The following is a 14,800-nucleotide window of genomic DNA, read 5'->3' on the forward strand; positions in this document are numbered from 1 at the left end:
AACTGAGCAGATGCACTGCGGGCTATTTTGTCCGCTGTGCCGCTTTTATTTCATAAGCAGGGGGATACCTTGTTTCTCGCACAAGAAATTATCCGTAAAAAACGCGACGGCCAGCCACTGAGCGAAGAAGAAATTCGTTTCTTTATCAATGGGATTCGCGATAACGTGGTTTCCGAAGGGCAGATTGCAGCTCTGGCGATGACCATTTATTTCCATGATATGAGCATGCCAGAACGGGTAGCGCTCACGATGGCCATGCGCGATTCTGGCTCGGTTCTGAACTGGAAGAGTCTAAACCTCAATGGCCCGATTGTGGACAAACACTCCACCGGCGGTGTGGGTGATGTCACTTCCTTGATGCTCGGCCCAATGGTGGCGGCCTGCGGCGGGTACGTGCCGATGATTTCGGGCCGTGGTTTGGGCCACACTGGCGGAACACTGGACAAGCTAGAAGCTATTCCCGGTTTCGATATTTTTCCTGATGACAGCGCATTTCGTAAAATCATTCAGGATGTCGGCGTTGCCATCATCGGCCAAACCAGCTCACTGGCACCGGCGGATAAGCGCTTCTATGCCACCCGCGATATTACCGCCACGGTGGACTCCATCCCACTGATTACCGCTTCTATTCTGGCTAAAAAACTGGCTGAAGGGCTGGATGCGCTGGTAATGGATGTCAAAGTGGGGTCGGGTGCTTTTATGCCGACTTATCAACTATCTGAAGACTTGGCGCAGGCGATTGTCGGCGTTGCCAATGGTGCGGGTTGCAAAACCACCGCATTGTTGACGGACATGAATCAGGTCTTGGCTTCCAGTGCCGGTAATGCGGTTGAAGTGCGCGAAGCGGTGCGTTTCCTGACGGGCGAGTATCGTAATCCGCGCTTGCTGGAAGTGACCATGGCGCTGTGTGTCGAGATGCTGCTGTCTGGCGGGTTGGCACAAGATGACGCTGATGCCCGTGCCAAGCTGCAAGCGGTGTTGGATAACGGTAAAGCGGCAGAAGTCTTTGGCCGCATGGTTGCCGCGCAAAAAGGCCCGAGCGATTTTGTCGAGCGCTACGACAGTTATTTGCCAGCCGCTATGTTGAGCAAGCCAGTATTTGCTGAGCGGCCAGGAATTATCACCGCCATGGATACCCGAGCTTTAGGTATGGCCGTGGTTTCCCTGGGTGGTGGTCGCCGTCGGGCAACTGATCCTATTGATTACAGTGTGGGTCTTACCGATATGGCCCGCTTGGGTGCCAGTGTTGATGGTCAGCAGCCATTAGCCGTGATTCATGCCAATAATGAAGATGACTGGCAGCAGGCAGCCGATGCAGTGCGTGCGGCAATCACTCTTGGCCAGAAAGCGCCACAAGAAACCCCCGTGGTTTATCGCCGTATTACTGAATAAAAGCCATACTTTAAAGGTGTCACACAGCGTGTGAACCTATGCAGGAGAAAATGATGAAACGTACATTTATTATGGTATTAGACTCATTTGGTATTGGCGCGAGCGCTGATGCTAAGAAGTTTGGCGACGAAGGGGCTGATACATTGGGCCATATCGCCGAGGCCTGCGCCCGTGGCGAAGCCGATGTTGGCCGTAGTGGCCCATTAAAGTTGCCGAATTTGAGCCGCTTAGGGCTGGGCAAAGCTGCCGAAGAATCTACCGGTAAATTCCCAATCGGGCTGGATAAAAATGCCGATATCATTGGTGCTTATGGGTATGCCAGTGAGTTATCTTCCGGTAAAGATACCCCATCAGGTCACTGGGAAATTGCCGGTGTGCCGGTCTTGTTCGACTGGGGCTATTTCAGTGATGTGGAAAACAGCTTCCCGCAGGAGTTACTGGATAAACTGGTCAAACGCGCTAATTTGCCGGGCTATTTGGGCAACTGCCACTCTTCTGGCACCGTCATCCTCGACCAACTGGGTGAAGAACACATGAAAACCGGGAAACCGATTTTCTATACTTCTGCGGACTCAGTATTCCAGATTGCATGTCATGAAGAGACTTTTGGCCTGGATCGTCTGTATGAATTGTGCGAAATCGCGCGCGAAGAGTTGACGGAAGGCGGCTACAATATTGGCCGTGTGATTGCGCGCCCATTCATTGGCGATAAGCCGGGCCACTTCCAGCGCACCGGTAACCGCCATGACCTGGCTGTTGAGCCGCCAGCGCCAACCATGCTGAAAAAACTGGTGGATGAGAAGGGCGGTGAGGTGGTTTCTATCGGTAAAATCGCCGATATTTACGCCCATGTTGGGATCACTCAGAAAGTGAAAGCCACCGGTCTGGACGCCCTGTTTGATGCCACCATCGAAGAGATGAAAAAAGCCGGTGATAACACTATCGTGTTCACTAACTTTGTTGATTTTGACTCTTCATATGGCCACCGTCGTGATGTTGCGGGTTATGCCGCCGCGCTGGAGTTGTTCGACCGCCGCTTGCCAGAATTGATGGCGCTGGTGAAAGAAGATGACATCCTTATCCTGACTGCTGACCATGGCTGCGACCCAACCTGGCCGGGCACTGACCATACTCGTGAGCATATTCCGGTCTTGGTTTATGGCCCGAAAGTGAAACCGGGCTCATTGGGGCATCGTGATACATTTGCCGATATTGGGCAGACCGTCGCCAAGTATTTTGATCTTTCCCCAATGGATTACGGTAAGAATATGCTGTAAGTCATTTAGCTAAGCTGAGCGCGCCATTTTCAACTCGGCAGTGCTCATCTATGCCTTCTGATTGATAGAATTCTACTGAATTGGGATTGTAGGAAAACACGAACAGTTCAGTAATATAAATTTTAAAATTATGATTTTTAAGGAAAATTATTATGGCAACGCCACATATTAATGCTGAAATGGGTGATTTCGCTGACGTTGTACTGATGCCAGGGGATCCGCTGCGTGCGAAGTTTATCGCAGAAACCTTCCTGAAAGATGTGCGCGAAGTGAACAATGTGCGCGGCATGTTGGGTTTCACCGGCACTTATAAAGGACGCAAAATTTCGGTAATGGGCCACGGCATGGGTATCCCATCTTGCTCGATTTACGCGAAAGAACTGATCACTGATTTTGGCGTGAAGAAGATTATTCGTGTGGGTTCCTGCGGTGCGGTTCGTGCTGACGTTAAACTGCGTGATGTGGTTATCGGTATGGGCGCTTGTACTGATTCCAAAGTGAACCGCATGCGCTTTAAAGACCACGATTATGCGGCGATTGCTGATTTCGAGATGACTCGCAATGCAGTAGATGCAGCAAAAGCGAAAGGCATTGATGTGCGTGTGGGGAACATCTTCTCTGCTGATCTGTTCTACACACCAGATCCGCAAATGTTTGATGTCATGGAAAAATACGGCATTCTAGGTGTGGAAATGGAAGCCGCTGGTATCTATGGTGTTGCGGCTGAATTCGGTGCGAAAGCCCTGACTATCTGCACCGTATCTGACCATATCCGTACCGGTGAGCAAACCACCGCCGCTGAGCGCCAAACCACTTTTAATGACATGATTGAGATTGCATTGGAATCTGTGTTACTGGGCGACAAAGAGTAACGTCATACTGCATTTCTCTTATCCCTATTCAGCGGCAGAATTCCTGCCGCTGAATCTATTTAGGGGATATCATCGCGTTTCTTGTCTAATTCAGCCGTTTCATCATCACTTTCATCCTCTTTCACTGGCGTATTGGCAGTGAGCAAATAAGGCGATTGTTGCCAGCGGCTACGGCGGCCTTGCAGCAAGGTGCGCGCCAGAATAATGCCCACCGCAAGGGCGACCAGTATCATCAGCCGCAGCAAATTGGTGGTATTATCCACTTGCTTGGATTCTGTCGCGAGCACATGGGTGTCAAGCGTCATGCGCAGAAACCCGGTTGGCCCGCTCTTGCCGGGGATCAGTTCAACAATCTGGTGATTGAAATAACTGCCGGGGCGTTTGCCATCTAAAGCCAGCCGGTCACGAACTTTGACGTTCTCTCCGGCGCTGGCGACCAACGTTCCGTCAATCTGATATACACTGGCATCCAAGATGCGACTTGATTGAGTCAATTGCTGGAGAATGGCATCGACTTTCTGACTATCAATATCATCATCACCGGTATCCATAATAGATGACAGGCTGAAAGTGACTTGTTTTGCCAGTGTTTTAGCCAGTTCTTCAACTTGCTCCGAACGGGCTAGTTGATGACTGAGGCTAAAATAGGATGCGCCCTGCATAAGCAATACCAATAATGCCAGGCAAATCAGCACAATAGCTGTTCGGTGCAATCGAAATTTTAATTTGGCCTTCGCCATGCAGGTTCCTTGCAAGAATCGGTGACTTTATGTTGCCAGAAGCAAGGGCGATAGGATAGCTTGATGCGTCCTTTTGTCTTGCCTTTACCCCGTTTTCTACAGGAGTCATTCATGTCTAATAGTCTGACCTATTGCGATCTTCCCGCAGAGATCTATCAATGGCCGGGTCTACCACTTTCACTCAGCGGTGATGAAGTTATGCCACTGGATTATCGTGCTGGTCATACAGGTTGGCTGTTGTACGGCAGAAAACTGGATAAAGAGCGTATTACAGATTTCCAGCGCCAACTGGGCGCGGCAATGGTGATCGTCTCCGCCTGGTGCGTGGAAGATTATCAAGTTATCCGTCTGGCGGGCAGTCTGTCTCCGCGCATTAAAACGCTGGCCGATGAAAGTGGGCTGGATGTCGCGCCACTGGGTGCAATCCCTCATTTGCGCACACCGGGCTTGTTGGTGATGGACATGGATTCCACCGCCATCCAAATCGAATGCATTGATGAAATTGCCAAACTGGCCGGTGTTGGTGAAGAGGTCGCGGCCGTTACAGAGCGCGCTATGCAAGGCGAGCTGGATTTCTCGGCCAGTCTGCGCCAGCGAGTGGCGGCCCTTAAAGGGGCTGACGCCAATATTCTCAAACAGGTTCGGGACGAATTGCCACTGATGCCGGGGCTGGTCAGTTTAGTGCGCAAACTTCAGGCACTGGATTGGCATGTCGCTATTGCTTCCGGCGGTTTTACCTATTATGCCGAGTATCTGCGCGATAAATTGCGTCTGGTCGACGTTGCCGCTAATGAGCTTGAAATCAAAAACGGCAAACTGACGGGCAAGGTGCTGGGGCCGATTGTTGATGCGCAATACAAAGCGGATACGCTACTCAAATTGGCTGAAAAACTGAACATCCCGATAGCGCAAACTGTGGCCATTGGTGATGGTGCCAACGACCTGAAAATGATGCAGGCCGCGGGGCTGGGGTTAGCATTCCATGCCAAGCCGAAAGTTTATGCCAAAGCGAAAGTGGCTATCCGCCACGGTGATTTATTGAGTGTGTTGTGTATCCTGACCGGTAGCCTGAAACACGAAGAACGCTAAAAAAATAGGCTATTTTATTTGCCATTTTTATTAGGCTGGTATGCCAACTAAATTGAGGTGAAAAGTGGCTAAAGCACCAAAACGGGCATTCGTTTGTAATGAATGTGGCGCTGATTATCCGCGTTGGCAGGGGCAATGCAGCGCCTGCAACGCGTGGAATACGATTACTGAAATTCGGCTGGCGGCAGCAACATCCTCGACCCGTAATGAGCGTTTTGGCGGCTATGCCGGTGATGCTGGTGTCAGCCGGGTGCAGAAATTATCCGATATCAGTCTCGAAGAATTGCCACGCTTTTCAACCGGTTTTCTTGAGTTTGACCGGGTATTGGGCGGCGGAGTGGTGCCGGGGAGTGCCATTCTGATTGGCGGTAACCCTGGAGCGGGGAAAAGTACCCTGTTGTTGCAAACGCTCTGCAAGCTGTCCGAAAACATGAAAACCCTGTATGTCACCGGCGAGGAGTCACTGCAACAGGTCGCGATGCGCGCGCATCGTCTGGGCTTACCCACGGCGGGCCTGAACATGCTGTCTGAGACCAGTATTGAGCAAATTTGCCTGATTGCCGAGCAAGAAAAACCCCGGCTGATGGTGATTGACTCAATCCAGGTGATGCATATGGCGGATATCCAGTCATCACCGGGCAGTGTGGCGCAAGTTCGTGAAACCGCCGCTTATCTTACCCGTTTTGCCAAAACCCGTGGTGTCGCCATTGTGATGGTGGGCCATGTGACCAAAGATGGCTCGCTGGCTGGGCCGAAAGTATTGGAACACTGCATTGACTGCTCGGTGATGCTCGATGGTGATGGTGACTCGCGGTTCCGCACTTTACGTAGCCACAAAAACCGCTTTGGTGCCGTCAATGAGTTAGGTGTATTCGCTATGACCGAGCAAGGTCTGCGCGAGGTCAGTAACCCGTCGGCGATTTTCCTGAGTCGTGGTGATGAGGTGACGTCAGGCAGTTCAGTGATGGTGGTGTGGGAAGGAACGCGCCCATTGTTGGTGGAAATTCAGGCGCTTGTAGACCATTCGATGATGTCGAACCCGCGCCGGGTGGCCGTCGGGCTTGAGCAAAACCGGCTGGCAATCTTGCTGGCCGTATTACATCGTCACGGCGGGTTGCAGATGTCTGACCAAGACGTATTTGTCAATGTGGTGGGGGGCGTAAAAGTGACGGAAACCAGTGCCGACCTGGCATTGCTGATGTCGCTGGTCTCCAGTCTACGCGACCGCCCATTGCCACAGGACTTAGTGGTATTTGGCGAGGTCGGGTTGGCGGGAGAGATTCGGCCAGTACCCAGTGGTCAGGAACGTATTTCTGAGGCGGCCAAGCATGGATTTAAACGCGCTATCGTCCCTTATGCCAATATGCCGAAGAAACCGTTGCCCAATATGCAGGTTTTCGGTGTGAAAAAGCTGGCCGATGCACTGGCGGTGCTGGAAGATCTGTAGCACTTCATTTAGTCGTGTTAATCGTGCAGCATACTGTGTTATTTTTGTTTAGTGCGCTAAACAAGGAGGCGGTATGCTGCAGTTCGACTATCTCAAAACAGCAATTAAGCAAAAAGGCTGTACTTTACAGCAGGTGGCCGATGCCAGCGGCATGACCAAAGGGTATTTAAGCCAGTTACTCAATGACAAAATCAAAAGCCCCAGTGCACAAAAGCTAGAGGCCTTGCACCGTTACCTCGAGCTAGAGTTTCCTCGCCGTGAGAAAAAGGTCGGCGTGGTGTTTGGTAAATTTTACCCACTGCATACCGGCCATATCTATCTTATCCAGCGCGCCTGTAGCCAGGTTGATGAGCTGCATATCATTCTCTGTTTCGACGAACCGCGCGATCGCGAGTTGTTCGAGAACAGTTCTATGTCACAGCAACCCACCGTCAGCGACCGCCTGCGCTGGCTATTACAAACCTTCAAGTATCAGAAAAATATCCATATTCATTCATTTGATGAGCATGGAATTGAGCCTTATCCTCATGGCTGGAATGTTTGGAGTCATGGCGTCAAAAAATTCATGGCGGAAAAAGGGATTGTCCCCAGTTTTATTTATTCCAGTGAAAGCCAGGATGCACCGCATTATCGTGAACAATTTGGTATCGAAACCATTTTGATTGACCCCGAACGCTCCTTTATGAATATCAGTGGTCGCCAGATTCGCCGTGATCCTTTCCGTTACTGGGATTATATCCCGACAGAAGTGAAGCCCTTTTTTGTGCGCACAGTGGCGATACTGGGGGGGGAATCCAGTGGAAAGTCGACTTTAGTCAATAAGTTAGCCAATATTTTCAATACCACCAGTGCGTGGGAGTATGGCCGGGACTATGTTTTCTCTCACTTGGGCGGTGACGAGATGGCGCTGCAATATTCCGATTACGACAAAATTGCACTCGGGCAAGCGCAGTATGTTGATTTTGCAGTAAAATATGCCAATAAAGTGGCATTTATTGATACCGACTTTGTGACGACGCAAGCATTTTGTAAGAAATATGAAGGGCGGGAGCACCCGTTTGTTCAAGCCCTGATTGATGAGTACCGCTTTGATCTGGTTATTTTGCTGGAGAACAATACGCCGTGGGTGGCTGATGGCTTGCGTAGCTTGGGCAGTGACCGTGACCGCAAATCTTTCCAGACCTTACTTGAGCAGATGTTGCGCAGCAATAATATAGAATATGTTCATGTGGAGCCGGCGGACTATGACGAGCGCTTCCTGCGCTGTGTCGAACTGGTTCAACAGTTATTAGCCGCCGACCTACAAAGACTTGCCCGCCCATCAGTATTAAGTGAAGAACGGGAATGCTAGTTTAGTAAGCAATCACTATTTTGCCCTGCATATGCCCATCTGCGACTTTCGCGTGGGCAGCTTTCAGATTTTCAATCGTCAGGCCATGCAGTGTTTCACTCAGTGTGCCGGGCAGTTTTCCTTCGTCGACCAACTGGCTCACCTGTTTTAAAATTTCGCCTTGCTGGGCGATATCCGGTGTGGAGAACATGCTGCGAGTGAACATAAATTCCCAATGCAGGGCCGCACTTTTCAGTTTCAACTGATTCTGATCCAGCGGTTTTTCGTTTTCCACGATAGTGCAGATTTGTCCCAGCGGCGCGATCAATTCACTGATGGCGGGCCAGTGGCCGTCGGTATCATTCAGGCAAAGAATATAATCAACTTTTTCAATACCTTCTTTTGCTAACTGCGCTTTCAAGTCACGATAATCCACCGTCAGGTCAGCGCCGCGCTCACGACACCAAGCTGCTGACTCTGGGCGTGATGCGGTCGCAATCACTTTGACTGGGCTACGCAATGCGGCCAGCGGAATTGCTAATGACCCCACACCACCGGCCCCACCGATGATAAGCAGGTTTTGATCCGCGCTAGCGTGTTGAATTTTCAGGTGTTCGAACAGGGCTTCCCACGCGGTGATCGCGGTTAATGGCAGGGCGGCGGCCTGCGCCCAGTTAAGTGAGCGCGGTTTTTGGGCGGCAATGCGCGCATCAACCAACTGTTGGGTGGCGTTGCTGCCGGGGCGAGTGATATCACCGGCATACCAAACCTCATCACCGGCGCGAAAGCCGGTAACGTTTTCACCGACACTGACCACCACTCCCGCGGCATCCCAACCGAGAATACGCGGCTGTTGCAGACCATTCTTTTTCAGACCGCCATGCACTTTGGTATCAACCGGATTGATGGATGCGGCTTTAACCTCAACTAGCAAATCAAATGGGCCGGGTGCAAGGGAATCTAAGGTGATTTCAATAAAATCAGCGGGTTGTTGTGGGTTTACCGCAATAGCTTGAATTGACATGGTGATGTTCCTGCTCCTGTTGAGTTTATCTGTTCAGTCTAGACCTATCCGAGCGGAGTGATAAGATGGACAATCACTAACGCAGTGTTCGTCTAAGGCAAACAATCATGTTTAAGCAACTTCAGGATATGGCGCTGTTCGCACGGGTTGCTGAATGCGGCAGCTTCACCCGGGCCGCCAAAATAGCGGGTTTGCCTAAATCGAGTGTCAGTCAGCGGATAAGCCAGTTAGAGAAAAATTTGGGAATTCGGTTACTCAACAGAACCACTCGGCAGTTGAATCTGACTTTTGCTGGTGAGCGCTATCTGGTGCATTGTCAGGAGATGTTGCAAGCTGCCGAACGCGCGGACTTGGCGCTGCAACGCCTGAAGGACAACCCGAGCGGCCGTTTGCGCATTTCGACACCGGCTGGGCTGGGCGCAACATTATTAGCGCAGTTAACGACAGATTTTCAGCGACAATACCCCGATGTTCTGCTGGAGGTTTTAGTGTCGGATACTATGGTGGATTTGGTCGAGGAGGGCTTTGATGTGGCGCTGCGCACCGGCAAACCGCAGGATTCGTCATTGATTGGCCGACGGTTGGGATATGCGCCGCGCTATCTATTGGCTTCCCCTGCTTATTTGGCACAGCACCCGCCATTGCTGCATCCACGCCAACTGGATACTCATCGCTGCATTGCCCACCGTGCCTGGCAGGCACTGATTTTACGCCGTGAAGATGAATTCTATCGTTGGCAGGTTCCCGCGCTGCATGTTACTGATAATCTGTTATATGCCCGAGAGTGTGCGCTGAGTGGCGCAGGCGTTACATTGCTGCCCGCATTCTTAAGTCGTGAGGTGGTGGCAAGCCGCCAGTTGATTGAAGTATTGCCACAATGGCAAGCCGAGGGGAATGAGCTGTATTTGGTCTATCCGAGCCGCAAGCTGAACTCTCCGGCACTCAGTTGCTTTATTGATGTGGTGATTGGGCACCCGGTATTTGAAGATTATGTCCAGGGGCTGGAAATGCCCTGAATGACGCGCCGGTTTAGGATTAAAAAGGCCTGCAATTGCAGGCCCTTAGTCTAGATAAAACGCAAAAACTACTTGGTCATTTTTTTATACTTGATACGGTGCGGTTCCAGTGCTTCGGCACCCAGAGTGCGTTTCTTCCACTCTTCGTATTCAGTAAAGTTACCTTCGAAGAATTCCACTTTACCTTCATCTTGATAATCAATGATATGGGTGGCAATTCGGTCAAGGAACCAACGGTCATGGGAAATAACCATGGCACAACCAGGGAATTCCAGTAAGGCGTTTTCCAGCGCGCGCAAGGTTTCGATGTCTAAGTCGTTGGTCGGTTCATCGAGCAGTAACATGTTACCGCCCACCTGTAGCAACTTGGCCAGATGAATACGGCCGCGCTCACCACCGGACAACTCACCGACGCGTTTACCCTGATCAATACCTTTAAAGTTAAAGCGGCCAACATAGGCGCGGCTTGGAATCTCAAAGTTACCGATCTTCATGATGTCTTGGCCGCCAGAGACTTCTTCCCAAACGGTTTTACTGTTGTCCATGTTGTCGCGGAACTGATCAACCGATGCCAATAGCACGGTATCACCCAGTGAAATCGTACCGGAATCCGGCTGCTCTTGGCCTGATAACATGCGGAACAGTGTTGATTTACCTGCGCCGTTCGGCCCGATAATCCCGACAATTGCACCTTTAGGCAGTGAGAAAGTTAAATCATCAATCAGAACGCGATCGCCATAAGACTTGCTCAGATGCTCAACTTCCAGCACTTTGTCACCTAAACGTGGGCCAGGTGGAATGAACAACTCACTGGTTTCATTACGTTTTTGGTATTCAACGCTGTTAAGCTCTTCAAAGCGAGCCAGACGTGCTTTACCTTTCGCCTGACGGCCTTTAGGATTCTGACGAACCCATTCCAGCTCTTTCTCAATAGATTTACGACGAGCGGCTTCAGAAGAGGCTTCCAGCGCCAGGCGCGCATCTTTCTGCTCCAGCCATGAGGAGTAATTGCCTTCCCATGGAATGCCTTCGCCACGGTCGAGTTCCAGAATCCAGCCTGCGACGTTATCGAGGAAGTAACGGTCATGGGTGATGGCGACCACAGTGCCTTCGTAATCATGTAGGAAGCGCTCCAGCCAAGCCACGGATTCAGCATCCAAGTGGTTGGTCGGCTCATCCAGCAGCAGCATATCTGGTTTTTCCAGCAGCAGGCGGCAAATGGCGACACGGCGGCGTTCACCACCGGACAAATTGGCAATTTTTGCATCCCAAGGCGGCAGGCGCAAAGCATCAGCCGCGCGTTCTAACTGGTTATCCAGATTATGGCCGTCATGGGATTGAATAATCGCTTCCAGCTCACCTTGCTCTTTCGCCAACTTATCGAAATCAGCATCAGGATCGGCATACAGCGCATAAACCTCATCCAAACGAGTCAGAGCGCGCTTAACTTCGCCGACGGCTTCTTCAACCGACTCGCGCACCGTTTGTTCAAGATTCAGTTTAGGTTCCTGTGGCAGATAGCCGATTTTGATACCAGGTTGCGGGCGAGCTTCGCCTTCAATGTCAGTATCAATGCCAGCCATAATGCGCAGCAGAGTAGATTTACCGGAGCCGTTAAGACCCAGCACGCCAATTTTGGCCCCAGGGAAAAAACTCAGGGAGATGTTTTTCAGAATATGTCGTTTCGGCGGAACTACTTTGCCGACACGATGCATAGAATAGACGTATTGAGCCACGTTGCCTCAGCCTCTCTAGATCAGTTTTTATAGGATGTACTGGTGCGGAGTGTAGCCCGTTTTACTATACCCGTCATCTTTCAAGTCGCAGGTGCGTTGGCCGCTCTCTCGCACCCGAATCACTGATTGATATAAGCTCATCGGGCTGCGCTCGTTTGCCGCCTTCCTGCCTCTTGAAATCTATGGGGTATAGGATAGGGGGCTTTCAAGTCGCAGGTGCGTTGGCCGCTCTCTCGCACCCGAATTACTGATTGATATAAGCTCATCGGGCTGCGCTCGTTTGCCGCCTTTCTAAGGTGCGGTGACTATCATTGCCACGCGGCGGTTTTCTGCCCGGCCTTTGGAGGTGCCGTTATCCGCCACCGGCTCTAGCGTACCGCGACCGCGCACATCAATATTGGCACGTGGAATACCGATTCCTGCCAGAGCATCGGCAACAGCGGAAGCCCGTTGGAAAGATAATTGCTGATTGTAACCCTCTTCACCCATGGCGTCGGTATGCCCATCAACCCGCAGATGATTAATGCCCACATTGTGCAAGGCGCGGCCAATGTTTTGTACAGTCTGAACACCGGAGGCATTTAATTTCCTGACATCACTGTTGAATAACACTTTATTGGCCAGGCCAAACTCCCATCCATTGTCAGTTAATTTAAATCCTTGCTCCTGAAGCGCTGCAATTTGTTCTGGCGTCAGCCCTTGGTGCGGTTTGGCCTGACAGCCCACTAATACCAATAAACAAAGAGCAAAAAAGCTGATCCAAAGAGGATTTTTCTGGTGATTGTTTTTTAAACCCAGCATGTCATCTACCCTAAATTTTCTGTGTGTGTATTTTCTGAAATAAAGCCCGACTGATGAACAACACCCCGCTCACAGGGCCGGAAACCTTTCTTTGCCTGATACATCGCTTCATCTGCTCGTTGTAATAAATCATCCGGCGTTTGTGCGTGATCAGGATAAATAGCAACGCCAATACTGAGTGAGGTGACTATCTCTCGGCCATCAGGCAGCATTATGGGTTGCGTCATACTTTCTATAATATTGTCTGCAATAGTCAGCACATCATTAGTGTCATGAATGGGTGCCAGTAATACCGCGAACTCATCTCCCCCTAAACGAGCAACTAGATCAGTTGCCCGCAAAAGTGCGCGGATGCGATCAGCAATGGTTGTCAGCACCATGTCGCCCGCGGCATGGCCATAATTATCATTAATTTCTTTAAAACGGTCGCCATCGAGGAATAAAACTGCGGCATGTTCGTTGGTTTTGCAATCATTGAGTGTCCGACTTAAACGCCCTTCGAAGAAGGCGCGGTTCGCCAGCCCGGTCAGGCTGTCGTGGGCCGCTCGGTGTGCGAGTGAGTCATTTTCTTTCGTGAGGTGTTCCTGCCATACTTCAAGCTCTTCCAGTAAGTCATTGAAATCACGACTTAACTCATTCAGTTCTGCAATTTGTGCTGATGGGACACGCTGGCCAAAACTGCGATTGCGGCTGACATTATGGGCGACTTCCGTAATTCGATTCAGTGAACCCATAATGCCCAGAAGCATGCGGCGTGATAGGAATAACGCCACCGCGGTACTCAGAATCAGACACACAAAGAGGCCCGTTAATCCTTGCAACAGAAAACGCAGCAAGCCACCGCCATGGCCGACAATAACGACTTTGCCGACTTCATTACCCGAATGGATGATGGGCAACACGACAGGTTCAGGTAATGCCCAGCGCGCGAGGCCTTGCTCCATCTGGTGGATTGGGCCGTCGTTGGGCAGAGTCCATTGAGCGACGACACGGCCATTAACATCCATAATCTTTGCTTCAGCGACTTCTTCATTGGCGGCAATCATTGAAAGCGCTTCGTTCGCAACAACAGTGTCACCAAAAACAACAGCGGCTTCAGTGGTATAGCTAATCGAGCGGGCGATCAAATGCAGGTTATGGTCTGCGTAAACTCGTAATGCAAATAGGGCAACTAAGGTTAGGAAAATACCGGCTGTTGCCACTGATACCAGTGCCACAGTTAAATGTATTTTGCCCAATACGCGGCCAAGCGTGGGGAGTTTTGCCGTTTTTATCTGGCCAGCAGATTTATTTTTTATTGAACTCATAACGCGTCAGCCTTTTTACGGGCAAGTTGCAACACATTGGGATGAACCCGGACCCCGGCGCGTGCTAATGCATCCATATTGACTTTGAAAGAGGCTTGCTTATCTTCCAGCAGCAGACAAAACGCACTCCCCAAGCTGCATTCGTCATAATTTTCGCTAATGGTGAGAACCGGATACCCAGAGAGTTGAACCGTCAGCTCTTGCCGTTGTTGCTCTTCTATACTGCCCAGATAAGCCACGTCACAGTTACTTGCAAGCGAAGCATTGGGCAATGAATAACGCTGCGTTTTAATCGGATGTGCGGTTTGCATTAATGCCGGGTTAAAGAGTTCTTCTGCATAGTTTGTCGGGGCAATAACACATAAACGGATCACCGGCGGTGGGACAGGCCAACGCGAATAACTGATAATCCCCAGCACCATTTTTGTCGCAGCGTCGCTACGTTCATGAATAAGTTCTTCACTTAAGTTATTTGCCGCCATTGAGGGCAATGATGCGAATAAAATCAAGAGAAGCGATAATGTGAGGGCATAAGTCCGCAGCCAGATACGCCGTGACGTAATTGGTTTGGGCAGATAATGATATTTTCCATCGCTGACGCCGTTGATTGCGCAAGGTGCAGTGTTCATTTTTGCGCTTCCTGATGGCGGCATAACTCACATGTTGATGGCAGCAGTCGAATAATAAATCGCCGCTTACCTATTATAAGAATTAATTGGCGCATTAACAGTCGTGGTATCGGCAATATGAGATTTATCTTAAATTATCT

The 14,800-nt window shown here is 50.6% G+C and carries 13 protein-coding genes; 7 read left to right on the top strand and 6 right to left on the bottom strand.

What is annotated here, in order from left to right:
• Positions 1-69: 69 nt before the first annotated feature.
• From deoA to deoD, 3 genes are all read left to right on the top strand, one after another.
• On the top strand, positions 70-1,392 hold the full coding sequence (gene deoA / locus F0T03_RS03435; protein ID WP_145556196.1) for a thymidine phosphorylase: 1,323 nt from the start codon (positions 70-72) through the stop codon (positions 1,390-1,392).
• Between the two features lie 53 nt (positions 1,393-1,445).
• A complete protein-coding gene (deoB, locus tag F0T03_RS03440; protein ID WP_159680653.1) occupies positions 1,446-2,669 on the top strand; it encodes a phosphopentomutase in 1,224 nt (407 codons plus the stop codon).
• Between the two features lie 152 nt (positions 2,670-2,821).
• The gene (deoD, locus tag F0T03_RS03445) at positions 2,822-3,541 is read left to right on the top strand and encodes a purine-nucleoside phosphorylase (protein WP_145556195.1); all 720 of its coding nucleotides are present in this window, start codon (positions 2,822-2,824) and stop codon (positions 3,539-3,541) included.
• Positions 3,542-3,600: 59 nt separating this feature from the next.
• Here deoD and F0T03_RS03450 read toward each other — a convergent pair whose 3' ends face one another.
• Positions 3,601-4,281: a YtjB family periplasmic protein gene (locus F0T03_RS03450; RefSeq protein WP_159677237.1), complete on the bottom strand. Its 681-nt coding sequence runs from the start codon at positions 4,279-4,281 to the stop codon at positions 3,601-3,603.
• Between the two features lie 111 nt (positions 4,282-4,392).
• Between F0T03_RS03450 and serB the strand changes: the two genes are divergently transcribed.
• The 3 genes from serB (at position 4,393) to nadR (ending at position 8,168) form a co-directional block, all read left to right on the top strand.
• Positions 4,393-5,370 carry a phosphoserine phosphatase gene (serB, locus tag F0T03_RS03455; RefSeq protein ID WP_145556193.1) on the top strand — a complete coding sequence of 326 codons (978 nt, stop codon included), beginning with the start codon at positions 4,393-4,395 and terminating at the stop codon, positions 5,368-5,370.
• Positions 5,371-5,434: 64 nt separating this feature from the next.
• Complete coding sequence (radA, locus tag F0T03_RS03460) at positions 5,435-6,817, top strand: DNA repair protein RadA (protein ID WP_145556192.1); 1,383 nt, start codon at positions 5,435-5,437, stop codon at positions 6,815-6,817.
• Between the two features lie 73 nt (positions 6,818-6,890).
• Positions 6,891-8,168: a multifunctional transcriptional regulator/nicotinamide-nucleotide adenylyltransferase/ribosylnicotinamide kinase NadR gene (gene nadR, locus F0T03_RS03465; RefSeq protein WP_145556191.1), complete on the top strand. Its 1,278-nt coding sequence runs from the start codon at positions 6,891-6,893 to the stop codon at positions 8,166-8,168.
• A 1-nt stretch (position 8,169) separates the two neighbouring features.
• Here the strand turns inward: nadR and F0T03_RS03470 are convergent, their stop codons facing one another.
• Positions 8,170-9,171: a zinc-binding alcohol dehydrogenase family protein gene (locus F0T03_RS03470; protein WP_145556190.1), complete on the bottom strand. Its 1,002-nt coding sequence runs from the start codon at positions 9,169-9,171 to the stop codon at positions 8,170-8,172.
• A gap of 107 nt (positions 9,172-9,278) precedes the next feature.
• On the opposite strand from F0T03_RS03470, the gene F0T03_RS03475 reads away from it, so the two are divergent.
• A complete protein-coding gene (locus F0T03_RS03475) occupies positions 9,279-10,187 on the top strand; it encodes a LysR family transcriptional regulator (protein WP_159677238.1) in 909 nt (302 codons plus the stop codon).
• Positions 10,188-10,255: 68 nt separating this feature from the next.
• Here the strand turns inward: F0T03_RS03475 and ettA are convergent, their stop codons facing one another.
• The 4 genes from ettA to yfiR form a co-directional block, all read right to left on the bottom strand.
• Positions 10,256-11,923, bottom strand: a complete 1,668-nt coding sequence (gene ettA, locus F0T03_RS03480) for an energy-dependent translational throttle protein EttA (protein ID WP_145556188.1) — start codon at positions 11,921-11,923, stop codon at positions 10,256-10,258.
• A 291-nt stretch (positions 11,924-12,214) separates the two neighbouring features.
• Positions 12,215-12,724, bottom strand: coding sequence for an outer membrane lipoprotein YfiB (yfiB, locus tag F0T03_RS03485; protein WP_145556187.1), 510 nt, complete (start codon positions 12,722-12,724; stop codon positions 12,215-12,217).
• 5 nt (positions 12,725-12,729) lie between these two features.
• Positions 12,730-14,031: a diguanylate cyclase DgcN/YfiN gene (gene dgcN / locus F0T03_RS03490; protein WP_162526864.1), complete on the bottom strand. Its 1,302-nt coding sequence runs from the start codon at positions 14,029-14,031 to the stop codon at positions 12,730-12,732.
• Positions 14,028-14,660, bottom strand: coding sequence for a regulatory sequestration protein YfiR (yfiR, locus tag F0T03_RS03495; RefSeq protein ID WP_159677239.1), 633 nt, complete (start codon positions 14,658-14,660; stop codon positions 14,028-14,030). Before yfiR ends, dgcN begins: the two co-directional genes overlap by 4 nt.
• Positions 14,661-14,800: the final 140 nt, after the last annotated feature.

Origin of the sequence: Yersinia canariae (assembly GCF_009831415.1) — a bacterium.
Classification (GTDB): domain Bacteria; phylum Pseudomonadota; class Gammaproteobacteria; order Enterobacterales; family Enterobacteriaceae; genus Yersinia; species Yersinia canariae.